The sequence below is a fragment of the Desulfatitalea tepidiphila genome (assembly GCF_001293685.1).
Classification (GTDB): domain Bacteria; phylum Desulfobacterota; class Desulfobacteria; order Desulfobacterales; family Desulfosarcinaceae; genus Desulfatitalea; species Desulfatitalea tepidiphila.
The window spans coordinates 2,178,088-2,202,316 of the sequence record NZ_BCAG01000003.1; the positions used below are offsets into that span (position 1 = coordinate 2,178,088).

Below are 24,229 nucleotides of genomic sequence, written 5' to 3' on the forward strand. Positions count from 1 at the left end.
GGAGATGTGCCTATGAACGATAACAGCAACAAAGTGATGAGCGCCAGCGAAGCGGTCCGCCGCTTCATCCAGGATGGAGATGAGTTGATCATCGGCAACTACACGGTCGGCACCTGCACCGAATTGATCTACGAAATCTGCCGGCAGAACAAAAAGGGTTTCACTCTATATTCCCAATCCGGAATTCTCGACGTGGACATTATGGTCAACGCCGGATGTGTCGACCGCCTGGTCACCACCTACGTGATGCGTTCGGGCGGCAAGGCGGGCGGCGGGGCCGTGGAGCGCGCTCTTCAGGCCGGCACCATCGAGATGGAGGATTACACCAACTTCAACTACAACGCGCGCCTGGTGGCCGGCATGCACGGGCTGACATTCATCCAGGTGCTGGAAGGGGTGATGGCCACCGACCTGTTCCGCAAGCGCGGCTTCATGGGCGAAGACAAATATCGGGTCATCAAATGCCCCTATACGGGCAAGGAGATCCTCACCGTCCCGGCCGTGAACCCGGATGTGTGCATCGTGCACGTTCAGCGGGCCGATAAATACGGCAATGCCCAGTACTGGGGAGCCCTGGGAAGCGTGGCCGCAGCGGCCCTGTGCAGCAAACGCATCATCGTCTCGTGCGAGGAGATCGTCGAGCACGACGTGGTGCGCCAGAGTCCGCATTTTACCATCATCCCCGCGTTTCGCGTCAACGCCGTGGTCGAAGTGCCCTGGGGCGCGCATCCGACGGAAGTGCTGGGCCACTACAACCGCGACCAGTTCTTCTATGGCATGTTCACAAAAGCCAACACCCGGGCCGACTCTGTCAAGGCCTGGATGGACGAATGGGTTTACGGCTGCAAGGACCGTGAAGCCTACATCGACCGCTACGCCGCCAAGTTCGGTATGGGCATGCTCGATCGGCTGCGCGCCAGGGCCTTCTATTCCGCCCCGGCCAACTATGGCGCGGCCTTTACGTCGGCCTGGGATGAGAGAGGCCGGGAGCGCTCCATGGGCCTGACCCTGGAGGAGATCGAACAACGCCTGGCGGAAAGGGGGATGCTCTATGAGTAAAGGATACACACTGAATGAACTGTTGATCATCACCTGCGCCAAGGAGATCAAGGACTACCAGAATGTCATCCTCGGGGTGGGCCTGCCCACCACGGCCGGCGCCCTGGCAAAGGCGCTCTTTGCCCCCCACGCCACCTTGATGATGGAATCGGGGATCATCGATTTCGAACCCCTGGTGCCGCTCAACCACATCGCCGATGCGCACTCGTGCCGCGGATTTTCTTACGCCACCGATCTGTTCACGGCCTTTACCATGACTTATCGCGGGTTTGTCGATGTGTGCTTTCTCGGTGTGGGCCAGATCGACAAGTTCGGAAACCTCAACACCACCTGCATCGGCGATTACTATCATCCGACCCTGCGACTGCCCGGTTCCGGCGGCGCGGCCGATTTCATCGCCTATGCCAAGAAGACTGTGCTGACCCTTCGCGGAGGCCAGTTCGTGGAAAAACTGGACTACTTTACGTCGGCCGGCTACCTGGACGGCGGCGACAGCCGGGACCGGTCGGGACTCTTCCCAATAGGGTCGGGTCCATCCATGCTGCTCACTACCAAGGGGGTCTTCCGATTCCATCCGGAAACCAAGGAGATGTACCTGGCCCAGATTCATCCCGGTGTCACGGTCGAAGATATCCGCAAGGACGTTCCCTGGGATCTGAAAGTATCGCCCGATCTCACCCAGACCGACCGGCCGACGGATGAAGAGATCGAATTCGTGCGGCGGTTCGCCCCCACGGAAAGCGTGGGCCGCAACCTGCGCACCGAGCTGGCCATCGAGCATGCGCTCAACAGAGCCAAAAGGAGAGGCAAAGCATAAACACCATCAAAAAGAGGGAGGGGAAGTATGAAGACATTTATGAAATGTACCTTAATCGCGGTGGGTTTGATTTCTCTTGTGGTTATCGGGATGACGCAGCCGGCGGTCGCCGCCGACGAGCGCCTGGCCATAGGCACGGCCTCCACGGGCGGCACCTGGTATCCCCTGGGCGGCGGCGTCGCCAACATGATCAACACCCATATCAAGGGATACTACGCGGCCGCCCATCCTTCGGGGGCATCGATCGAGAATATCCGGGCGATCTCCAAAAAGCAGGATGCCCTGGCGCTCTCCATGCCGGACACAGCGTTTCAGGCTTACCAAGGCCTGGAAGCCTTCGCCAAGAATCCGGTCAAGGAGCTGCGCGGCCTGATGTCCACCTATCCGATTGACATCCAGTTCTACACCCTGGCCAACGGCAAGATCAAAAGCATCGAGGACCTGAAGGGAAAGAAAGTCGCCGTGGGCGCGCCGGGCAGCGGCACCGAGGCCATGGCGCGCTACGTGCTCAATGTGTTCAAAATGACCTATGACGATATCGACGAGCAGTTCCTCTCCGCCACCGAAACGGCTGAAGCGTTGAAGGACGGCAACATCGACGCCGGCATCGTGACCCTCGGCACGCCGGCGCCGGCCTTAATCGATCTGGCCACCCAGCGGGACATTCTCTTCTTGGACATCGAACCTGGCATCGCCGAAAAAATCAACAAGGAGTTTCCGGCCTACTTTCCAACCACCATTCCGGCCGGCACCTATAAAGGCCAGGACAAACCCCACCACACGCTTTCATGGATGGGGATCTTCGTGGTGCACCAGGACATGAGTGAAAAACTGGCCTATGACATCTTGAAGGCGGTCTTCGATCACAAGGCGGATTTGGATAAAATTCACGCCCAGTTCAAGAACATCACCCTGGAAAACGCGGTCAAGGGGATGCCCATTCCATTTCATCCCGGGGCCGAAAAATTCTTCAAGGAAAAAGGTTTGATCAAGTAACATGCACCGTGTTCCACCGGACCGAAAACACCTGAAACGCAGAGGCCGCCGGTCGATCCGGACGGCGGCCGCGGCGATCCTGCTGTTCGCCATCACCCTCTGCTTCCCGGTCGTCGGGTCGCGGGCGCATTCCGGACTGCGGCTGGAAGTGACCGCGTGCGATACGGGAGACGTGCTGCTGCGGATGGAGGTCACCGCGGGGGCAGAATTTTCCGTCTGGTTTCTGCACTCCTATGACCGGGCCCCTTTCGAGGAGCACTATCGCGTTCTCGGCCGCGAGCACATCCGTTTGACCCATATGACCTTCAAAGGCAGCCTGAACGGCCAAGGCTTCGTCCTGGGCACCTATCGGTCGCTGCCGGATGGTTCCGCGGAACTGGCCGACATCGATCAGGAACTCGAACGGGTCACCTTTCGTCTGGGGTCGCCCGATATGGCCGATCACACCCTGTCGATTGGCGGACGGCGGCTGCGCCTTCTCGACTACGCGGAGGCCGGCACGCTGCTTTGCATCCGGGTGAGATAGAAAATGGCACGCAAGGCGAAACCGCCGTAGGGATGGGAGATAGAAAATGGAAGTGACCAAGGAAACTGACAATCGAATCTCGTTGATCGCTCAAATCGTCCGGATCGTGGCCATTGCCATGGCCGTGTTTCAGATCTACACGGCCCAATTCGGCCTCTTTTCCGCCTTGGTGCAGCGCTCGATCCACCTGGCCTTCGCCTGCACCCTGGTATTTTTGATCTATCCCTTGAGCAAGCGCTTTGCCGAGGCCTATTCCTGGCGGCTCCGCATGATCGATTGGGGACTGGCGGCCGTGGCCATCACGACGCTCGTTCATCTATCCATGACCTACAAGACCTTGGCCATGCGCGGTGGGGAAGCTTCCACCGCGGATCTTTGGCTGGGGGGGATCCTGCTGCTGCTCGTTCTGGAGTGCACGCGCCGGCTCATGGGCCCGGCCCTGCCGATCATCACCCTGATCGCCATTCTCTATACCCTCCTGGGCGACCGGATCCCGGGCATGTGGGGCCACTTTCCCATCGATCACGAACAGTTCATCAGCTACCAGTATCTGACCACCGAGGGACTTTTCGGCATCCCCCTGGGCGTGAGCGCCAGCTTCATCTTCGTCTTCATCATGTTCGGCGCGTTCCTCGTCAGCTCGGGCACCGGCGAGTTCTTCATCAAATTCTCCAACGCCCTGGCCGGGCACTTTCGGGGCGGGCCCGCCAAGGTCGCCGTGGTGAGCAGCGGTTTCTTCGGCACGATCAGCGGATCGGCCGTGGCCAACGTGGTCAGCACAGGTTCCTTCACCATTCCATTGATGAAAAAGATCGGTTACCGCGGGGTCTTTGCCGGCGCCGTGGAATCGGTCTCCTCCACCGGCGGCCAGTTCATGCCGCCGGTCATGGGCGCCGGCGCTTTCATCATGGCCGACATGCTCGGCGTGGGGTACCTGGAGGTGGTCAAGGCGGCCATCCTGCCCGGCGTCCTCTATTTCCTGGCGCTCTTCTGGATGGTGCACATGGAGGCCCTCAAACTGGGACTGCGCGGGCTCAACCGCGAAGAACTGCCGCCGCTGTGGGCCACCATCAAGGCCGGCGGCCACCTTATGATCCCGGCCTTTCTGCTCATCGGTTTTCTGATCATGGGCTATTCGCCCATGAAGGCCGGCCTATGGGCCATCATTTCGGTGTGGGTGATCAGCGCCATCCGCAAGGCCACCCGCATGGGATTCCGGGCGGTCCTCAACGCCATGGAAAAGGGCGCCACCGGTTGCCTGGAAGTGGCCCTGGCGTGCGCCTGCGCCGGCATCGTCATCGGCTGTGTCACCCAGACCGGCCTGGGGCTCAAGTTCTCTGGGCTCATCATCGATGCGGCCGGCGGCAACCTGATTCTGTCGCTGATCTTCGTCATGTTCGCCTCGATCATCCTGGGCATGGGCCTGACCACCTCGGCCGCCTATATCCTGACCGTCATCCTGGGCGGACCGGTGCTCATCGAACTGGGCGTCAACCCGCTGGCCGCGCACATGTTCGTCTTCTACTACGCCTGCTTGTCCACGGTGACCCCGCCCGTGGCCCTGGCCTCGTTTGCCGGCGCCGCCATCGCCGGTTCCAAGCCGTTCGCCACCGGCTTCGAATCCATGCGCCTGGCCGCCGTCGCCTACCTTGTGCCCTACTTCTTCGTCTTCAGCCCGGAGCTGATCTGGAAAGGATCGCTCGGCGCCATCGGCCTGGCCGCCTTTTCGGCCACCATCGGCACCATCGCCCTGGGTTCGGGATTGATGGGGTATCTCGTGGACCGGTTGAACTGGATTTTCCGCTTGCTGCTGCTGGCGGCCGGCGTGGCCCTCATTCAGCCGGGCTTGTGGAGCGATATCTTCGGCGTGATCGTGCTCGGCGGGCTGGCCCTCTACCAGCGCTGGCAGGGCCGCAAGACAGTTTCAGCGGACGCCGTAACGATATGAAGGATGTGAAGGTTTAAAGAGTAACCTCGATTGGCATATAGCGACAGATCCAACCCGTTCATTTCAACAAAGGAGCAGACACATGGAAAACGCCCGACTGGCCGAAGAGTACCAACGCAAGCTGATATCCGCCGAAGCCGCGGCCGGGCTCGTTCAATCCGGGATGAGCATCTTTCTCGGCATTTCAGCCAACATGGCCCACATCGTCGACAAGCACCTGGCGCGGCGCAAGGACGAATTGCGCGACGTCAATGTTCAAACCTCGCTCGATACCTCCGAACACGAGTTTCTCAAGGCCGATCCCGAAGGCAAGGTGTTCAAATGGCACAGCGGCTTTTTTCTGCATTCGGTCCGAAACCAGGTGGCCGCGCGCGGCTGCGGGGTCTATTGGGCCCAATCCTGGCACCTGGCGCCGGGCGTGATCCGCGAACAATCGCAAAAAGATATCTCCTTCATCGTCACCGCGCCCATGGATGCCCATGGCTACTTCAACTTCGGCCTGTCAGTGACCGAGCTCCAGGCGTTCTGCGAAGTCTCTAAAAAGATCGTGGTCGTGGTCAAGGAAGACATGCCCGTGGTGTGCGGCGGCCAGGAAGAGGCGATTCACATCTCCAAGGTCGATCACATCGTCGAAGATCGCGAGTTCAAGACCTTCTGCCTGCCGACCGTGCCGGTCAAGGAAGAGGACCGCATGATCGCCCACAACATCGTTTCGGCCGGCCTGATCGGCGACGGCACCACCTTGCAGATCGGCATCGGCGGACTGCCCAATTCGGTGCTCGATGCCCTGGTCGATGCCGGCGTCCACCACCTGGGCATCCACTCGGAGATGCTGACCGACAAGATGTACGATCTGATCGAGGCCGGAGTCGTGGACAACACCCGCAAGAAGGTAGACCGCTACAAGTCGACCTTCTCGTTCTGCCTGGGCAGCCGCCGGCTGTACGATTTTCTGGATCGCAACCCCATGTTCGCCTCCTACCCCGTGGACTACGTCAACAATCCTTTGATCATCGCCCAGCAGCCGCGCATGTTCTCCCTGAACACCACCATGCAGGTCGACCTGATGGGCCAGGTGGCCTCCGAACAGGTCGGGGGCGAGCGGCCCCGCCAGATCAGCGGCACCGGCGGCCAGCTCGACTTCGTCATGGGCACCATGCTCTCCCACGACCGCGCCGGCGTGAGCGTGCTGGCCCTCTACTCCCAGTACAAGGGCCGGTCGCGCATCGTGCCGATCCTTGAAAAGGGCACCAACGTGACCGTGCCGCGCTCGCTGGTGGATTACGTGGCCACCGAGTGGGGCCTGGTGCGATCGAGGGGCTTGTCGATCAATGAACGCGCCCAGGCCCTGATCCGCATCGCCCATCCCGACCATCGCGAAGCGCTGATGCGCCAGGCGGTGGATGCGGGATTCGTACCCTACCGCCACACAGCAGGCGACAAACTGCCCCGCGGCGTGATCAACTGCCGCGATTAGCCGTTTCGTTCACATAGCCCGATTTCCCGGCCGGGGTTCGGACCGCATTTGACCCGGCCCGGGAGATGGGCAAGGCCTGTCCCCGACCCCTGGCATTCACAGTGGGCTTGTGATATTTGCATGGCATGCAGATCATCGATGCCCAAGATGTCATCAAACGCTTCGGCGCCTTCACGGCGGTGGACGGCATCCGCTTCCGTGTGGAAAAAGGCGAGTTCTTCGGCTTGCTTGGCCCCAACGGGGCGGGCAAGACTTCGGCCATCCGCATGATCTACGGCTTCTCACCGGTTACCGCGGGTCACATGCGCGTCTTCGGCATGGATATCGCGACCCAGTGGCGCGAAATCCGTTCGCGCATGGGCGTCTGCCAGCAGGAGAACACCCTGGACCCGGATCTCACCGTCGAGCAGAACCTGCGGGTCTACGCGCGCTACTTTGACATGGATAAAACCAGGGCCCGCGAGCGGGCCGAGGAACTGCTCGAATTCTTCGCCCTGTCCCATAAGCGTGCAGCCAAGGTCATGGAACTCTCCGGCGGACTGGCCCGGCGGCTGCAGCTGGCCAGGGCCCTGATGGCCGAGCCGGACCTGCTCATTCTCGACGAGCCCACCACCGGTCTGGACCCCCAGTCCCGCCACCAGGTCTGGAATCGGTTGACCGACCTGAAAAAGCGCGGCCTCACCATGCTGCTGACCACCCACTACATGGACGAGGCCGAGAGCCTGTGCGACCGGCTGGTGATCATGGATCACGGGCGGATCATCGCCCAGGGCGCGCCCCGCCAGTTGATCGCCGAACACGCCGCCGAAAGCGTCATCGAAATCGAGGGGCCGGGTGCGGAATTGAAAACCTACCTGAAGGAACACCAGATCAAACACGACGACCTGGGCGAACGGATGATCATTTACGCCGATGCACAGGGGGACCTGGAGAACGAGGTGCGCCGACGCTTCTGCATGGCAGCGTGCCTCTTTCGGGAGGGCAATCTCGAAGATGTCTTTTTGCGCCTCACCGGCCGGGAGTTGCGCGAATGAGCCGCATTCAGCTGTCCGCCATATCGACCCGCTTCCGCCACATCTGGTTCCGGAACCTGATCACCTACCGCCGCATCTGGCGGGTCAATTTTCTCGTGCCGCTGCTCGAACCCGGCTTCTACATCCTCGCCTTCGGCCTGGGATTCTCGGGCCTGATCGGCGCTGTGGATTATGCCGGTATGCAACTGGCCTATACCCGCTTCATGGCCCCTGCCCTGGTGGCCACGGCCTGCATGTGGAACGCCTTTTTCGAGACCACCTACACCTCCTTCGTGCGAATGTACTACCAGAAGACCTTCGACGGCATTCTGGCCACGCCCATGAGCATGGAGGAGATCATCGTTGCGGAAATCGTCTGGGCCGCCTCCAAGGCCGCCGCAGCCGTGGCGGTCATGCTGGCCGTGCTCATCCCCATCGGCTATGCCAACTTCCCCGGGGCGCTCGTTTGCATTCCCATCGCTTTCCTGGGCGGACTGGCCTTTGCCGCCATCGGCATGTTCTTCACAGGTGTCATTCCCACCATCGACATGTTCAACCTGCCCATATTCTTGTTCATCACCCCGATGTTCCTCTTCTCGGGCACCTTTTTTCCAGTCTCGGGCATACCCGATTGGGCCGGCATCTTCACGCTCATCTTCCCGCTCTACCACCTGGTGGAGTTGATGCGCTTTTTCTGCATCGGCGCCATGGAGTCCGATCCGCTTCTCAATCTTGCCTACCTGGTGGGATTCACTGTGCTCTTCGGATTTCTCGCCTTGCTGACCATGAAGCGGCGGATCATCAAGTAGCACGGCGTCATCGACTTCCCGCAAACCGCGCCTCGGACGGCACAATCGATTGCTTGCTCCACTGTTGATGAACCCGTAAAAGTCGCAGATGCGTGATGCCGGCGAACGCCGGCATCCAGAATATATTGAAAATACTGGAGCCCGGCGTTCGCCGGGATGAGGTGAAAAGCGAATTTCGGACTTCTTAGGAAGCGTCATGCTTTTGGGCCGCTTCCTATGTTCAAATGTTTCGCCGCGAAACGGGGCAAGCCGCTTTTTACGAATCCATCACTGTTGGTTCTGCACAAAAGTGCACTCCGCGATGACCAAAACAGCGCACATTTTCATCACGCCGGATGGTATCGCATGGGCCTTTGAATAACGGTAACGCTAACCCAATGGAACAATACTGTAAATTTCATCACCGGATCATCCCTCGATCATGGTCCGGTTTTTGCTGGTCCCAAACCGGAGTCATCAGCAAATCCCGTTAGGAACCCATCATCCAGAAGGTAGAAAACTTGATCAGAAAAACCAAGTGGCTTTGGTGTGCGATAGGTGCCGCCCTGTTGTTGATCCTGCCATGGGGTTGCGGCTCCGGCGGTTCGGGCGGCGACCCGGAACCCTCTTCCGGTCAGACCATCTATTTCCCGCCCGTCAATCCGGATGGCGGCCCACCGGCCGGCAATCCGGATGGAACGGCGCCTATCCCGGCCGGCGCAGGCCTGGCGGACGTGTCTTTCCCCGATCACATCATCGGGACCGGCACACCTGAAAGCTGCACCGCCGATGCGTTCATCGACGCCGTTGCCCAGGGCGGCATCATCATATTCGACTGCGGTCCCGATCCGATCACGCTCACCCTCGACGAACCGGCCAAGATTTTCAACGACGCCGATCCCGATATCGTCATCGATGGCGGCGGGTTGGTCTCCCTCAGCGGCGGCGGACACACCCGCATCTTGTACATGAACACCTGCGATTACGATCAGAACTGGACCACTTCCCATTGCCAGGATCAGGATCACCCCCGGCTGACCGTGCAGAACCTCACCTTTGCCAATGGCAACGCCGCGGCGGAAACCGAATATGACGGCGGCGGCGCCATATGGGTGCGCGGCGGGCGCTTCAGAGCGGTCAACTGCCGCTTTTTCAACAATGTGTGCGCGGACACGGGCCCGGACGTCGGCGGCGGGGCCATCCGGGTGTTCGACCAGTATCAGGATCAACCCGTATACATCGTGCATTGCACATTTGGCGGAATCGATGGATTCGGCAACGTCGGATCGAACGGCGGCGCCATCAGCAGCATCGGCGTCTCCTGGACCATCATCAACAGTCTCTTTTCCTACAATCGCGCCATCGGGTACGGCGCCAACCCGGCCGATCCCGGAACACCCGGCGGCGGCAGCGGCGGTGCCATTTACAACGACGGCAACACCATGACACTGAGCGTTGCCGGCACGCGCATCGAATACAACGAGGTCAACGAACACGGCTCGGCCATCTTCTTCGTCACCAACGATCATTCCGGCAACATCGTCATCGACGATTCGGTGATCACTGACAACATCGGCGGTTCCTGGTACCCCGTTTACGACGGCATCTCCATGCACGCTGACACGGATATTTCGGTGACCGGCTCGTTGATCGAAAACAATTCTTAAAATGCGTCTGATCCGGGGATTAGCTTGGCATAATTAGCCGTTCGCACCCTCCATTTTTTTGATTCTTTCCGACCGGCCGGGGACTACCGCACACCTCTCACCTTCCCGCAAACAACGCCTCGGACTTGGCGATCAACTGCTCGTCGGTGTAGTGCTTGAGTTCGATGGCCTTGCCCGGGCACTCGGCGGCGCAGATCCCGCACCCGTGGCACTGGGCCGGGTCGATGACGGCGTAGTCGTGCTCGCCGATCCGGGGGATGCCGTAAGGGCAGGTGCGCACACAGGTGAGGCAGGCGGCGCAGCGGCCGGGCGTCACCTCGGCCACGACGCCGCCCACCCGCAAGGCATCCTTGGCCAGCAGGGTCATGGCCCGCGAGGCGGCGGCCTTGGCCTGGGCGATGGTCTCCTCGATGGGTTTGGGATAGTGGGCCAGGCCGGCCAAAAAAATGCCTTCAGAAGCGAAGTCCACCGGCCGCAGCTTGGCGTGCGCTTCGACCAGAAAGCCTTCGGCGTTGATCGGCACCTTGAATTGTTCGAAGAGCGCCCGGTTGTCGTTAGGAACGATGCCGGCGGCCAGCACGAGCAGGTCGGGCTTGATGCGGATAGGCCGGCGCAGCACATGATCGTTGACCGTGAGAAGCAAGGTATCTTCTCCCCGTATGGCCACGCTGGGCTTTTGGGTCAGGTCGTAGCGGATGAAGACAACGCCCTTCTCCCTGGCCTCCTTGTAGATCTCTTCGCGGAACCCGTAGGCGCGGATATCCCGGTAGATGACGTAGAGTTTAACCTTGGGATTGAGTGTCTTGAGCGCCAGGGCCGCCTTGAGGCTGTGGGTGCAGCAGGTCTTGCTGCAGTAAGGCCTGTCTGCGTCGCGCGAGCCCACGCACTGGATGAATACGACGCTGCCTGCCCGTTCCAGCCGTTTGTCTTCGCGGTTCAAAGCCTCGTCGAAATCCAGATGGGTCATGACGTTGGGGTGTTTGGCGTAGAGGTATTCGGTGGGCTTGAACTCCCGGCCGCCGGTGGCCAGTATGGTCGCCCCGTGGAAGGCCTCCAATCCCGCGCCGTTGTCCTGCTCCAGCGTCGTCGTGAAGTTGCCGATCGACCCACTGGTCCGCTTCACCTGGGTGTTGAGATACAGATCGATATTGGGATGTGTTCGCACGCGCGCGGTCAACTGCTTCAGGTAGGGCGCCAGGGCCTCGCCCTGCCAAGTGGCGCGCAGATGGACGGCATTGCCGCCCAGCTCTTCTGAACGCTCCACCAGGTACACGCGGCATCCCTGGTCGGCCACGCCGAGGGCGGCCTCCATGCCGGCCACCCCGCCCCCACGACGAGGGCGGCCTTGGTGATGGGCACCGACACGTGGTAGAGCGGTTCGATGCGGGCCGCCTTGGCAACGGCCATGCGCACCAGGTCCTTGGCCTTGGCGGTGGCCAGCGGGGGATTGTTCATGTGGACCCAGGTGTTCTGGTCGCGGATATTGGCCATTTCAAAAAGATACTTGTTCAGGCCGGCCTCCCGGATCGTCTCCTGGAAGAGCGGCTCGTGAGTGCGCGGCGAGCATGAGGCCACCACCACCCGGTTGATCTGCTTTTCGACGATCACCTGTTTGATATGCTCCTGGTTGTCCTGGGAACAGGTAAAGAGGTTGTCTTCCACGTGCACCACACCGGGCAGTGTTCGGGCGTAGTCGCGCACGGCCGGCACGTCGGCCACACCGCCGATGTTGATGCCGCAATTGCAGACGAAAACGCCGATGCGTGGCGCCTGCCCCCGCGTGTCCTGCTCCGGTGGGAGCGCCTTTTCCTGCGTCAATGACCAGCGCGAAGCAGCCAGTGGTCCGGTGGCGCAGGCCGCCGCCGCCGAGGCTTCCATGACCGAATGGGGAATGTCCTTGGGTTCCTGGAAGGCGCCGCAGACATAGATCCCTTCGCGGGAAGTCTTCACCGGCGCCAGACTGCTGGTGCGCGCAAAACCATTGCCATTGAGGTCGATCCCCAGCCGACCGGCCAATTCCGCAGCCGCGGGGTCGGCGTTCAGGCCCACGGAGAGCACTACCAGATCGAAGATCTCTTCGGCCGTTCGGCCCCCCTCGGTGGCGTAAACGATGCGCAGCCGATCTTCCGCGCAGGGATAGACCGAGTGGATACGCGAGCGTACGAAGCGCACGCCGTGGTCGTCGGCGGCCCGCAGGTTGTACTTGTCGAAATCTTTGCCGAAAGTGCGCATGTCCATGAAAAAAATGGTGGTATCCAGGGATCCGTCGCTGTGCTCCTTGGCGATGACGGCCTGCTTGTTGGCGTACATGCAGCACACCGAAGAGCAGTACCCGTTGTCGCAGTGGTTGATGTCCCGCGATCCGACGCACTGCAGCCAGGCGATCCTTTTGGGCTCCTTGTGATCGGAAGGTCGCATCAGGTGTCCGGCGTAAGGACCGGAAGCCGACAGCATGCGCTCGAACTCGATGCTGGTCACCACGTTGGGATGGGCGGCGTAGCTGTAAGTGCTGTACAGGGTCGGATCGTAGGGTACGAAACCCGGGGCCAGAATAAGGGCCCCCACCTGCACCCGCTGCTCCGTTGCGTGGGACTCATGAACGACTGCACCTGCCAGGCAGGCATCCACGCATCGGTAGCACTCCGAGCAGAGCCCGCACGCCAGGCATCGTTCGGCTTCGCGCGCGGCACTCTTGGCGCCATAGCCCAACTGCACCTCGTTGAAATTATCGATGCGTCTGGCGACGGCGGCATGGCGCATCTTCTGACGTGCCAGGGGCTGGCGGCCCCTCAGGGGGATGTCCTCGGCCACCTCGATCTGCTTCTCCCGATCCTCCTTCAGATCGACGCCCCGCAGAAAACGGTCCATGGAGATGGCGGCCCGTTTGCCGGCCGCGATGGCCTCCACCACTGTCGCGGGACCGCTGACCGCATCGCCGCCTGCGAAGATGTCCGGATCGTCGGTCTGCAGTGTGACCGGGTCGACATTCAGCGTGCCCCACTCGCTCAGGGTGCAGGCGCACTCGTCGGTCAAACAGGCCCAATCGCTCTCCTGGCCGATGGCCGGCACCAAGGCGTCGATGGCGATGGTGAATTCACTGCCTGCGACGGGCATCGGCCGGCGCCTCCCGCTCGCGTCCGGCTCACCCAGCGCCATGCGCACGCATTCGATACCCGTCGCCCGGCCATCTTCAGAGACGACCCGCACCGGGTTGGTCAATGTCATGATCTCGATGCCCTCCTCCCGGCATTCCGCAATTTCTTCGGCGCTGGCGGGCATCTCCGCCTCGCTGCGGCGATAGATGATGAACGGCCGGGACGATCCGCTGCGCAGGGCCGTGCGTACGGCATCCATGGCCACGTTGCCGCCTCCGATCACGGCCACGCGCTCGCCGAGGGACACCTTTTCGCCCAGGTTGATGCGCCGCAAAAAGTCCACTCCCGGCACCACGCCCTGCAGATCTTCTCCCTCGATGCCCAGCGCCTTGCACTCCTGGGACCCTACGGCCATGAAAATGCTCTTGAACCCTTGGTCGCGCAGCCGGCCGATGGTCACCTCTTTTCCAATGGCCACGCCGGTCTTGAACTCGACGCCCAGGTCCCGGATGGTCTGGATCTCGGCATCGATCACATCGCGCGGCAGCCGGTAGGCGGGGATTCCGACGCGCAGCATGCCGCCGAGCACGTCATGCTGCTCGAATACCGTGACCTCGTACCCTTCGATGGCCAGGAAATAGGCGCAGGCCAATCCGGCCGGCCCCGACCCGATGATCGCCACCCTGGTTTGGTTCGACGGTTTGCGCTCGGGCACATAAGGCGAAGCGGAGCGACGGTCCAGGTCGGCCAGGTAGCGGTGCAGGTATTGAATGCCCAGCGGCGCTTCGAGTTTCCCGCGGGTACAGGCCGCTTCGCATGGATGGTGGCAGACCCGGCCGCAGATACCCGGAAAGGGGTGCTCCTTCTTGAACAGCGCGATGGCCTCTTCGAAGCGCCCCTGGTTCATCAGGGCGATCCAGCCCTGGACGCTCACCTGGGCCGGGCAGGCGGCCTTGCAGGGCGCCGTGCCGCGCTTTTCGATGGCATATGCGCCGGGCATGGCCTGGGGATAGAGCTTATAGGCCGCCTTGCGCTGCCCCAACCCCTGATCGAAGCGGTTGGGCAGGCTGATCGGGCACACCTTGGCGCACTCGCCACAGGCCGTGCACTTTTCAGGATCGATGAAGCGGGGCCTGGACCGCAGGGTCACACTGAAATTGCCCGGTTCGCCCTCGACACGCCGCACGTCGGTCAGGGTGTGCAGATCGATATTGAGGTGCCGCCCGGCCTCCACCAGCTTGGGCGATATGATGCACATGGAACAGTCGTTGGTCGGGAAGGTCTTGTCCAATTGGGCCATGGTCCCGCCGATGGCCGAATTGCGCTCGACCAGGTAGACCTTGTAGCCCGATTCGGCCAGGTCCAGGGAGGCCTGTATGCCGGCGATCCCGCCGCCGACCACCATCACCGCGCCGATGATTGGTTGTGTCATGGGTCCCTCCTTGCTTGCCGCATTTTTTTTGCTTTTGAAACGGTCTCCTGTTCAGTGCCCATCCAGAAACGGAAGATTGTGGTTCAGATCAAGGCCCGATCATTTTGAAACCGCAGGCGTGGCATGTCTACGCTGAGTTCTTCAAAAATGGGAGAACGCAAATCCGGGCCGCAAGATGTCGTTTCAGATGGACGCTACAGCCCTATCGCCGCCAGGTCCGGCCCCAGATAGGTCCTCTCGTTCTCCCCCAGGATGCCCATAGCCAGGCAGATGAAAGTCCAGATGTGGGCCACATGGTAGTTTCCGCCGTAAAACTCGCCGATGTCTTCGATCTGTGAGTGGCAGTTGTGGCACGGCGCCAAGACGTATTGGGCGCCTGTGGCCTGGATCTGGTCGAACTTTACTCTTCCGTAAGCCCGGCGCTGATCGGTGTACCCGGCCTGCAGGGCCCCGCCGCCCCCGCCGCAGCAGTAATTGTTGGCGCCGCACGGCACCATGTCGACGAAGTTCTCCTCGCCCACCACCGACTTGACCACGAAGCGCATGTCGTCGGCCATCTCTTCGCCCCAGGTCTTGCGCACGATGTTGCACGGGTCCTGAAGGGTGAACTTGACTTTCAGGTCCCTGTTCCAGTCGTAGTTGACCTTAAGGCGCCCCTCCCGGATCCATTGGGCGTAAAGGGTGATGATGCTGGTGAATTCAAACTTGTGGGGGATGTTGAATTTTTTCAATCCTTCCAGGATTGCAAAGAAGGAGTGCCCTCACTCCGTGTTGACCACCTGCTTGCACCCCAGGTTGTTGTCGATATGGTAGACGAACTCTTCCAGGATGTAGCGCCAGCCCTCTTCATCGGCCAGAAATAGACAGTAATTCTCCCCGGCCCACATCACCGACGGGTAGGTCCAGTCGGCCCCGACGATATGCAGGATCTTCCACAGGGGGCCCAGTTCGTCCGGCTCGGTCACCGGTTCGCGTGAATTCTGGTTGATGGCCATGAAGGCGCCCTTGCGGTCTACCGTTGCCTTCAGGTCTTTGAAGCGCGGTTGGGACGCACGGATCTCTTCGGCCACATCCTCCACGGTCCAGACGAAGTCATCGGTTGGCACGCCCATGGCGTTTCCTGCCCGGATGTGCTGGTCGCACGACCCGCGGATGCCTTTGGGGCGCTTGTCTCTATCCCAGTTGTGGCGCATATTGTAGACCAGTCGGGGGATGTCGATGGACATGGGACACTGCTTGATGCAGCGAGCGCACATGGTGCAGACCCAGGCCCAAGGCGTTCGTTTGACCTCCTCGTCCAGACCCAGCACCAGCATGCGCACCAGCTTGCGCGGATCCATATCGAAAATCTCGGAGGCCGGACATCCGCCGGTGCACGTCCCGCACGTCAGGCACAAATCGAATGCGCCGGCCGGGACCCTCTCCAATACCGTGGTTTTGAACTCGCGATCCAATTCATCGACTTCGATGGGTATTGTCATAGCTTGCCCTCCTGTTAATCCGGGTTCTCACGTCTTCCCGGTCCTGCAGGCAGCGCCATGTCGGCGCCTCAATCGCCGCCGTGGGTCGGCTTCGGTGGAAAGGTTGGGCCTATGAAAAGGTGGGAGGCGGATGAGCGTTTCAGCTGATAGCCAGAACAAATTGAAGTCAAAAGGGAAAAATCGAATCGAGCCTCGCGGCCGGCGCGGTTAGCGGAGCCCGGCGGCATCCAGGTAAGCCTGCAGCCGATCCTCGCCACCCAGGGTGATGATGTGCACACCCCGGCAGACCTCCTTTAGACCTTTAACCAGATCGGCGAACAGTTCGATGCTGGCCTGTCGCTTGTCAGCCGCCTTGTCGAGCTTTTCGATAACCCACTCGGGCACCAGTCCGGATTTGAAATGCCGGTTGATGAAGCGGGCCATGGCCGGATTTCTCAGCAACAGCACCTCGGCAATCACCGGCACCCGGAAGGTGTTGACCTGGCGAGTGAACTTTTCGAATTGATCCAAGTCGAAGACCGGCGTGGTCAAAAAGTATCCGGTGCCCATTTCGCGCAAGATCTCCATCTCTTCCATGCCCTTTTTGGGGACGTTCTTGCCCCACAAGGACTCGACACCGGAGCCCAGCGTGAAATCCATCGACTCGGGGAGATGCTCGCCGTCCACGGTCCGCCCCTCGCGGACGTGCTGCAGGACGGAGGCCAGTTTGCCCGAATCCACATGAAAAAACATCGATTCCTGCAGGCTGTCGCCGGAGATGCGGTAGTCTTCGGTGAAGACCAGTAGGTTCTCCACCCCCGCCTGGTGGGCATTGGCCAAATCCTTTTGGAGCTGGATGCGGTTCTTGTCCCGGGTGGTGGTTTGATAGATCGAATTGAAGCGGCTGCGTTGAAGCAGCTCGCAAGCCCGGATGGTATCGCCGACCACCCCCTCGAGTTCCACATCGGTTACCGTGACGCCATCCATCCGACCGCGCACGCGCTGCAGGCATTCGACCAGGTCCTCCGGGGTGGCGTCGAACAGGGGCGCCTGGACTTCGGATGTGACGATGAATTTATGGGTCGACAGCGCTTCTTTCAATTTCATGGTATGCCTCCTTTCTCGAAATCCCGGCCCTGAAGGAAAAATTTACGCCCTCTCCAACAGACGGGCGACCTCCTCCTTGAGCTGGGGCAGCGGCAATGGCTTTGAAAAGCACATGTCGGCGCCGTAGGACTTCATCTCCTTGAACTTGTCATCGTCCAGGTAGGCCGACAACACGATGATCTTCGTCTCCCGAGTGTCTGGATTTTCCTTGATTTTACGGCACACCTCGTTCCCTTTGATATCGGGCATCATGATGTCCAGGATGATCAGGTCCGGCCGGAAATGGTTGACCTGCAGCCCGGCCTCGAATCCGTCGGCCGCCGAAATCACCTCGTAGTCGTGCTCGTCCTCTTCGAGGGACTGGACGATGGTCTCGACGATGATGGGATCGTCGTCCACCACCAGGATTTTCCGGCGGGTATTGGCCGGCAGTTCGTCCGGAACGGGCATGCCCTGGCGCTGCATGAATGCGATCAGGTCCTCCCGCTTGATGCGCCGATGTCCGCCAACGGTTTTGTATGCCTTGATGTGCCCCGCTTCGATCCAGTTGATGATCGATTTGGAGGAGGCCTTGCACATCTGGCTGGCTTTATAGACGGTGAGTGTGTCTTCCATGGCGAGTCCCTCCTTTCTAATCTTTGAGGAGCGTATAGTGTTCTATTACGCCGTCTCAATGGAGCTGTCAACTATAATTTTTATAATTTCTGTAATATTTAACTTTTTAACCCAGTTTTCGGCTAAGTTAATGGATGTATTTTTATTTATTATAGTTATTTTAGTTTTAAAGAGGTGGCTGAACGCTTCCGCATCGTGCAAGCCTTGGACGAAAGGCAATGGGGTGCAATCGGGAGTGCCGCCAAAGGCATGCGTAGGGCCGAGGCCGCCCAGCGGAATCCTGTTTCAGGAAGGAAGCATCTGGTGGATTCGAACCGAGATTCAGGCTGCAGCGCCCGGCTCGGGGCAGGTCAGCGGCTCGGTCGCGCTGGTGGTGGGCAGCAAAATGGTGAAGGTGGTCCCTTTGCCCACCTGGCTCTCCACCTTGATATCGCCGCCGTGGTCCTTGATGAAGCCGTAGCAGACCGAAAGCCCCAGTCCGACGCCCTTGGCACTGTCCGTCTTGGTGGTGAAGAAGGTGTCGAAAATCTTGTCGAGGTGTTCGGCCTTGATGCCCAGACCGGTGTCGGCAATCTGTACCCGGACGGTTTCGCCGTTTCCCTGGGTGCTGACCGTCAGTACACCCCCTTCGGGCATGGCATCCTTGGCGTTGGAGATCATGTTGAGGAACACCTGGCGGAGCTGGTTCTTGGAGGCCATCACGGGCCGCAAAGTCTCTCCGAAGGCGCTCACGATCTTGATGTCCACCTCGCGGAACTGCTTTTCGTGCAGCAGCAGGATTTCATCCAGAATGGTATTGATATCCACGACGCAGCGCTCCTCCTGGTCAGGCCTGGAAAAGGAGAGCATCTTGCGCAGCATGTCGGTCAGGCGCATGCTCTCGGACAGTGCCATGTCGAGCAGTTTACGCCGTTTGTTTGTGGGCGGCACCTCGGTCTTCATCAACTCCAGGGTGTTCATGATGCCGTAGAGCGGATTGTTGAGTTCGTGAGCCAGCTGTGAGGTGAGCCGCCCCATGGCCGCAAGTTTTTCCGACTGCAGCAGTTGCTCCTGGGTGCGGTGCAGCTTGCGCTCCATCTCCAGCCGCTCCTCCAGATCCACGAAAAAGCCGGCCGAGGCGATCTCCTGCCCCTTTTCATCATAGATGATGCTGGCCGACAGGGTGCCCTCCACCAGGGTCCCGTCGCGATGCCGGAAAGTCATGGGGAAAGCGCGCAATTTGCCGCTGCCGCCGTAATCCCGGCTGCGCATCTTGCGCATCAACTCGTAGGCCTGATCGCCCTCGTAAAGCTCGCGCACATCCATGCGGTTGATCACGTCCTGCGCGGCATAGCCCAGCGTCTCTTCCGCGCCCTGGTTCCAGATGATGATCTTGCCTTCCATGTCGGCGCCGATGATGGCGTTTGGCGAACTCTGAATGATGTTGTTGAGAAAATCCAGCGTCTGCCGGATTTTGCGCTCCAGACGCACGATCTGGCTCTGATCCATGCAGATGCCTTCGTATCCGGAAACCTGCCCGCTGGGATCGGTGCGCAGATGGGCGGTGAGCAGCACCGGCAGACTGCTGCCGTCCTTGCGCTTGAAATCCACCGGATAGTTGACCACCCGGCCCTGACTTTCAATCAGGCGCTGAAAGACCGCCCGGTCTTCGGGGCGCAGATAAAGATCCCTCTGCAGGCTGATTTTCAACAACTCCTGCCGGTCCGTATAGCCGAGCATCTCCATCAAGGCGGGGTTCACGTCGAGGAAACGCCCCTCTTTACTGCTTACGTATACCCCTGCCCCGACATTTTCGAACAGGCGCCGATAGCTCTGTTCTGTGGAACGCAGTTTGAGCTCCTGATCGCGGCGGCGGGTAATATCCCGATATATATTGAGCTTCGACATGGTGCCGTCCAGGTTCCGGATGGGCACCTCGATGATGCGGAAGGTGCGGTCCATCCGCGGCATGTAGACTTCCGAATGGGCGCTTTCGCCATGTTCGAACACTTCGCGCGCCTGACACCAGGGGCACATCACCTCGCTGGCGTTGACCACCTCGTAGCATTTTTTGCCCACAGCCTCGCCGAACATCGAAATCATGGCCCGATTCATGAACTCGACGGTGTAGTCCTCGCGGGTGATATAGATGCCGTCCTCCATGGCATCCAGTATATGGCCGAGTTCCTGTATGGTTTTCATGGTATCCTCGCTCGCATCATCGAGAAAGTCGCTTGACAGGCCAGGCCGGCCCCGGCGACAAACGCCAGGATCGGGCTGCAAAAGAGGTGTCGACCCATGACCATCCTTATGATTACACCGGGAGATCTGTCAAGAGATGGGCCGAATGGCGGCTCGTGGATCCTTTGGGAACAGGTTCAACGGAAATCGTCCAGCCGGCCCGAAAACCGCCTGGCCGGGCGCCTGGCATTCGAGCCCAACTTGTGTTAAAAATGCACAATTTGGGCGAAATGAACGTGAGCCGTTCGGCAGCGCATGGTAACGACGACCCGATACGAAAGGCTTCTCTGAAATGGTGACGACACAGTTCCCGGCGAAATTTGCCGCCGTCCTGGTATACAGCAGGCCCTTTCTGGTCTTCGGAGGGATGGTGTGCGCCCTGGCGGTCATCTGGGGAAAGGATCCGGCCGTTTACACGCTGGGGATATCGTTTCTGTTGATCTCCATGACGTTCGACCTCATCGACGGCTGGTTCGCCGCCCGCTTCCGACCCCAGGCACTGCTGGCGCCCCTGGCCGACCGGATCATGGACAAGCTCGTCTTTTCGATCATCTTTCCGGTGATCGCCGTCGGCACCATGTGGCGGCTGGTCGGCACCCAACCCAACCGCGCCCAGCTGCTGCACGCCATCTTCGTGCTGCTGCTGTGCGTGACCGTGCTGATCCGCGACAATTTCGCGGGATTCATGCGCGGCTTTTCTCTGCGCCAGGGCAGCGAACCCGAATCCAAGGAATATACCCGGCTGCGCACCATCGTGGCCGCTCCCATCAGCGTATTGCTATATGCCCACGCCTTCTACGTTCCCGAAGGGCCATCCTCCTGGATCTACCACTGGGTCTCCTGGATGGGCACCCTGCCGCTAAGGACCTTTTTCTTTATCGAAATCCTTTTCATGATCATCAATTTCGGCTCCATAGCCGCCTATTGCCGCAAGTACGGCACCGTATGCCTGGATGAATTGTGCCTCGGCGATCAGGTCCTCAGGCGCAAAATTCTGTCGGTGCTGCCTAATGCGCTCACGGTGATGAATGCCATGATGGGGATCATGGGGGTGATCTTCGCTTATCAGGGACGCTTCCGGGAGATGTACTTCATGCTGATCGGGGCCGCCACGTTCGATAAGCTGGACGGTGCCGTGGCCCGCCGCCTGGGGCTGACCGAGCCGCTGCCCGAGGAGGAAAACGAGTCCGGGCGGAAAGTGAACATAGGCAATCTGATGGATGACTTTGCCGACGCTATCAGCTTCTGCATCGTGCCGGCCTGGATTTTCTACATCGCCCTGACCGATTTCGGATACGGCCGTTTCAATGCCGCAGTCGTCGGATGGATCGCCGCGATCTACGCCCTCGCCGGTATAGGTCGTTTGATCTACTTCACCATCGATAAGCACCCGATCCCCGGATTTTTCAAGGGGCTGCCCACGCCGGCGGCCGCCCTGCTGGTGCTCTCGCCCATCGTCATCTATGGACATGCCTTGGAAGCATTTCCCGGATGGATCGGATTCTGGGGATATTTCTCCATCGTTCTGGTGCTCTTCAACGCCGTCATCATGAATTTTTACCCGGTCCATTACATCCATATGGGCCGGGCCATGAGCCGCAATCCGTGGTTCGGCCGCGCGACCGCGCTCATCGTGATCGCATTCGCGTTCACGCCCTACCTGGGCCAGGCCAGCCTCTGCATCATGATCCTGTACCTCTTCTCGCCCCTGGTCACCTGGCGCATTCATCCAGACGATGCGGCCAGGGAAAGCCGCAGGGACACCCAACCGGCGATCAAATCATAGTAAAAATACTGTGCCGTATTTACTCTCCGGTCGAAGCGGCCTTATACGCGAAGAAAATGCGCCGGGGATTCATACGATCGGCAAATGGGGTTTTAACACAACCGCCCTATCGCTGAGACCCGAACACTTTCTTCAGGATGTCGGTCACCCGGGCCGCCGGATCGGTCCGGATCTTGGCCTCCTCCTGCGCCAGCATGACGAAAAGGCCGTCCAATGCCTTGTCGGTCACGTATTGGTCCAGGTCGACATCCATAAGGCCCTTTACCGGCAGCACGCGGATCTTGTCTTCCAGGGTCTGGTAATAGCGTGTCACACCGACCTCCGCCATGGCGTCGTGCACCAGCGGTTGGAAGCGCTGCCCCAGAGCATGGTAGGTTTTGTCCTTGAAGAAAAGGGTCGCCTCATTCTCGCGGCCGTTCAGGATCTTTTTGGCATCGGCAAAGGTCATCTGCTTGATGGCGCCCACGAAAAGCGCCTTGGCCTCCGGCGCGGCGCGCTCGGCTGCACGGTTCATGCTCTGTTCAAAAGAGGTGACCTGCTGACCCAGACCCGCCATGCGCAGCACGTTTTCGACCTTACGGACGTTTTCCGGCAGGGGGATCTTGATTTCAGGGTTGCTGTAATACCCGTTGAGCTTGGAGGTGACATCCACCGCATTTTCCGTCCCCACCCGGAGAGCCTCCTTGAGACCGGCGACAATATCGCTCTGGCCCAGGCCCTGGCTGGCCTGCAACTCCCTTGCGACCTGGCCGAGCACGCCGTCCATGCCGCCCTGGCAGGCAAAAACCGTCATTGCCAGCAGCAATGATACCACCGCACAATACGCCGCTTTTCTTCTGGACATGAAAGTTCCTTTCGTTTGATGATTCGCCCGCAATAGCGATCCTAGACGATCGTTTTCAGCTTGCTCCTTGCCTCCCGGAGGTCGGCCGATGCCTTTTTCGCCATGAATCCGCTGTCCGTTCCCAGCGTGACGAATTGAAATCCCTGTTCGAGGTATCGTCGGGTGAATGCCGCACTCCAGGTATGAATCCCCACGGCCAGGCCATGCGCTCGGCAGGCTTTGAAGATGCGGTCGACGGTCGCCACATGGGCGGGATCGTCGTTGTCCCCCACCGGCGCCAGTCCGATCGCCAACGCCAGGTCGGCCGGGCCGATGTAGATGCCATCCAGGCCGGGCGTCGTCACGATCTCCTCCAGGTTGTCGAGTCCCTGCCGGGTTTCGATCATGCCGATGCAGGCGACCTGTCGATTCGCTTCCGCGGCATAGCCCTCGCCGCTGTATAGCGCCGCACGAATGGGGCCGAAGGAGCGCTGCCCCTCGGGTGGGTAGCGGCAGGCCGAGACTGCTTTCAACGCTTCTTGCCGGTTGTTGATCATGGGCACGATGACGCCGTAGGCGCCGGCGTCCAGCACCTTCATGATCATGGCCGGGTGGTTCCAGGGCACGCGCACCAGCGGGATGACGCCGGTGGTGGACATGGCCGGCAGCATCTGTTTCAATTCGTGTTCGCCGATCATGCCGTGCTGCATATCGGCGCACAACCAATCGAACCCGAGGTGGGCCATGAGTTCGGCCGAATAGGCATTGCCGATGCTCAACCACCCGCCGATGGTCGGCCGTCCCTGCCGCCACGCTTCGAGCGCCTTGTTCGGTCTCACCGGGTCACCTCCTGGTTCATAAAATTCGATTCACGATGCGGCAGCACGACGAATGCTGACGACAGCATTTTTACGCTCGTGTTGTAACGCTTCTGGGCTGGTGTCGCGGTTCTTCGTCGGCCAGCCATCCATAGCAGAGCCGTATCGGCGAAGCAAGCCAAGTGGACCGACACCAGCGATTCTAACTGAATGCCATTGCTTAGGCCCGGCCCGGGGGTGTTGCACAATATCGCGCAATGAAATATGGATCTGAGATGTACGAATTCATCCCAGACATCCAACACCTCGTCGATCGACTGGCAGCACTGCCCCAGGCCGAACACGGCATCGAAGCGCAGGCATTGGCTCTGCTCGTCCCTCTGCAACAGGCATTGAAAACATGCAACACGCCCGCCGTGGCTCGGTATGAGGCCCGCCTTCGGACCTTCTGGCTGCAACGCGTGCCGTGGTGTTCGAGCCTGTCCAGGGAGCTCGAAAAAGTGTTGATCCAATTGGCAGAACTCAGTAGCGAGCCGCCCGGAAATCCCGTCGGCAGGCAACCCTTTTGAACGGCTGCCGCAT

General features: G+C 60.2%; 17 protein-coding genes and 1 pseudogene. 11 read left to right on the plus strand and 7 right to left on the minus strand.

Annotated elements, in window-relative coordinates; genetic code table 11:
• Positions 1-12 precede the first annotated feature (12 nt).
• From DFT_RS14320 to DFT_RS14360, 9 genes are all read left to right on the plus strand, one after another.
• Positions 13-1,059, plus strand: coding sequence for a CoA transferase subunit A (locus DFT_RS14320; protein ID WP_054031840.1), 1,047 nt, complete (start codon positions 13-15; stop codon positions 1,057-1,059).
• Positions 1,052-1,876 carry a CoA-transferase subunit beta gene (locus DFT_RS14325; RefSeq protein WP_054031841.1) on the plus strand — a complete coding sequence of 275 codons (825 nt, stop codon included), beginning with the start codon at positions 1,052-1,054 and terminating at the stop codon, positions 1,874-1,876. Before DFT_RS14320 ends, DFT_RS14325 begins: the two co-directional genes overlap by 8 nt.
• 39 nt (positions 1,877-1,915) lie before the next feature.
• Positions 1,916-2,872, plus strand: a complete 957-nt coding sequence (locus DFT_RS14330) for a TAXI family TRAP transporter solute-binding subunit (RefSeq protein ID WP_076750729.1) — start codon at positions 1,916-1,918, stop codon at positions 2,870-2,872.
• Between the two features lies 1 nt (position 2,873).
• Complete coding sequence (locus DFT_RS14335; protein ID WP_054031843.1) at positions 2,874-3,398, plus strand: DUF1850 domain-containing protein; 525 nt, start codon at positions 2,874-2,876, stop codon at positions 3,396-3,398.
• Positions 3,399-3,444: 46 nt separating this feature from the next.
• Positions 3,445-5,346 carry a TRAP transporter permease gene (locus DFT_RS14340; RefSeq protein ID WP_054031844.1) on the plus strand — a complete coding sequence of 634 codons (1,902 nt, stop codon included), beginning with the start codon at positions 3,445-3,447 and terminating at the stop codon, positions 5,344-5,346.
• 82 nt (positions 5,347-5,428) lie between these two features.
• Entirely contained in the window at positions 5,429-6,823 is a 1,395-nt protein-coding gene (locus DFT_RS14345) for an acetyl-CoA hydrolase/transferase family protein (protein WP_054031845.1), read from the plus strand.
• 125 nt (positions 6,824-6,948) lie between these two features.
• Entirely contained in the window at positions 6,949-7,857 is a 909-nt protein-coding gene (locus DFT_RS14350) for an ABC transporter ATP-binding protein (RefSeq protein WP_054031846.1), read from the plus strand.
• A complete protein-coding gene (locus DFT_RS14355) occupies positions 7,854-8,645 on the plus strand; it encodes an ABC transporter permease (protein ID WP_054031847.1) in 792 nt (263 codons plus the stop codon). Before DFT_RS14350 ends, DFT_RS14355 begins: the two co-directional genes overlap by 4 nt.
• A gap of 500 nt (positions 8,646-9,145) precedes the next feature.
• Positions 9,146-10,291 carry a hypothetical protein gene (locus DFT_RS14360; RefSeq protein WP_054031848.1) on the plus strand — a complete coding sequence of 382 codons (1,146 nt, stop codon included), beginning with the start codon at positions 9,146-9,148 and terminating at the stop codon, positions 10,289-10,291.
• A 97-nt stretch (positions 10,292-10,388) separates the two neighbouring features.
• Here the strand turns inward: DFT_RS14360 and DFT_RS14365 are convergent.
• The 5 genes and pseudogenes from DFT_RS14365 to DFT_RS14390 all read right to left on the minus strand — a co-directional run bounded on the left by DFT_RS14365 (position 10,389) and on the right by DFT_RS14390 (position 20,181).
• Positions 10,389-14,818 (minus strand): annotated as a pseudogene (locus DFT_RS14365) (FAD-dependent oxidoreductase).
• Positions 14,819-15,012: 194 nt separating this feature from the next.
• Positions 15,013-16,299 (minus strand): (Fe-S)-binding protein, encoded by a 1,287-nt coding sequence (locus DFT_RS25125; RefSeq protein WP_083453520.1) that lies wholly within the window; start codon positions 16,297-16,299, stop codon positions 15,013-15,015.
• 207 nt (positions 16,300-16,506) lie between these two features.
• Entirely contained in the window at positions 16,507-17,385 is an 879-nt protein-coding gene (locus DFT_RS14380) for a methylenetetrahydrofolate reductase (RefSeq protein WP_054031851.1), read from the minus strand.
• A gap of 42 nt (positions 17,386-17,427) precedes the next feature.
• On the minus strand, positions 17,428-18,000 hold the full coding sequence (locus DFT_RS14385) for a response regulator (protein WP_054031852.1): 573 nt from the start codon (positions 17,998-18,000) through the stop codon (positions 17,428-17,430).
• Positions 18,001-18,321: 321 nt separating this feature from the next.
• Positions 18,322-20,181: a PAS domain-containing sensor histidine kinase gene (locus tag DFT_RS14390; RefSeq protein ID WP_054031853.1), complete on the minus strand. Its 1,860-nt coding sequence runs from the start codon at positions 20,179-20,181 to the stop codon at positions 18,322-18,324.
• 331 nt (positions 20,182-20,512) lie between these two features.
• On the opposite strand from DFT_RS14390, the gene DFT_RS14395 reads away from it, so the two are divergent.
• Positions 20,513-22,006, plus strand: a complete 1,494-nt coding sequence (locus DFT_RS14395) for a CDP-alcohol phosphatidyltransferase family protein (RefSeq protein ID WP_054031854.1) — start codon at positions 20,513-20,515, stop codon at positions 22,004-22,006.
• 106 nt (positions 22,007-22,112) lie between these two features.
• Here the strand turns inward: DFT_RS14395 and DFT_RS14400 are convergent, their stop codons facing one another.
• Together DFT_RS14400 and DFT_RS14405 are read right to left on the minus strand one after the other, a co-directional pair.
• On the minus strand, positions 22,113-22,850 hold the full coding sequence (locus DFT_RS14400; protein ID WP_054031855.1) for a DUF4197 domain-containing protein: 738 nt from the start codon (positions 22,848-22,850) through the stop codon (positions 22,113-22,115).
• A gap of 41 nt (positions 22,851-22,891) precedes the next feature.
• The gene (locus tag DFT_RS14405) at positions 22,892-23,668 is read right to left on the minus strand and encodes an HpcH/HpaI aldolase family protein (RefSeq protein ID WP_054031856.1); all 777 of its coding nucleotides are present in this window, start codon (positions 23,666-23,668) and stop codon (positions 22,892-22,894) included.
• A gap of 254 nt (positions 23,669-23,922) precedes the next feature.
• Between DFT_RS14405 and DFT_RS14410 the strand changes: the two genes are divergently transcribed.
• Positions 23,923-24,216 (plus strand): hypothetical protein, encoded by a 294-nt coding sequence (locus DFT_RS14410; RefSeq protein WP_054031857.1) that lies wholly within the window; start codon positions 23,923-23,925, stop codon positions 24,214-24,216.
• Positions 24,217-24,229 lie beyond the last annotated feature (13 nt).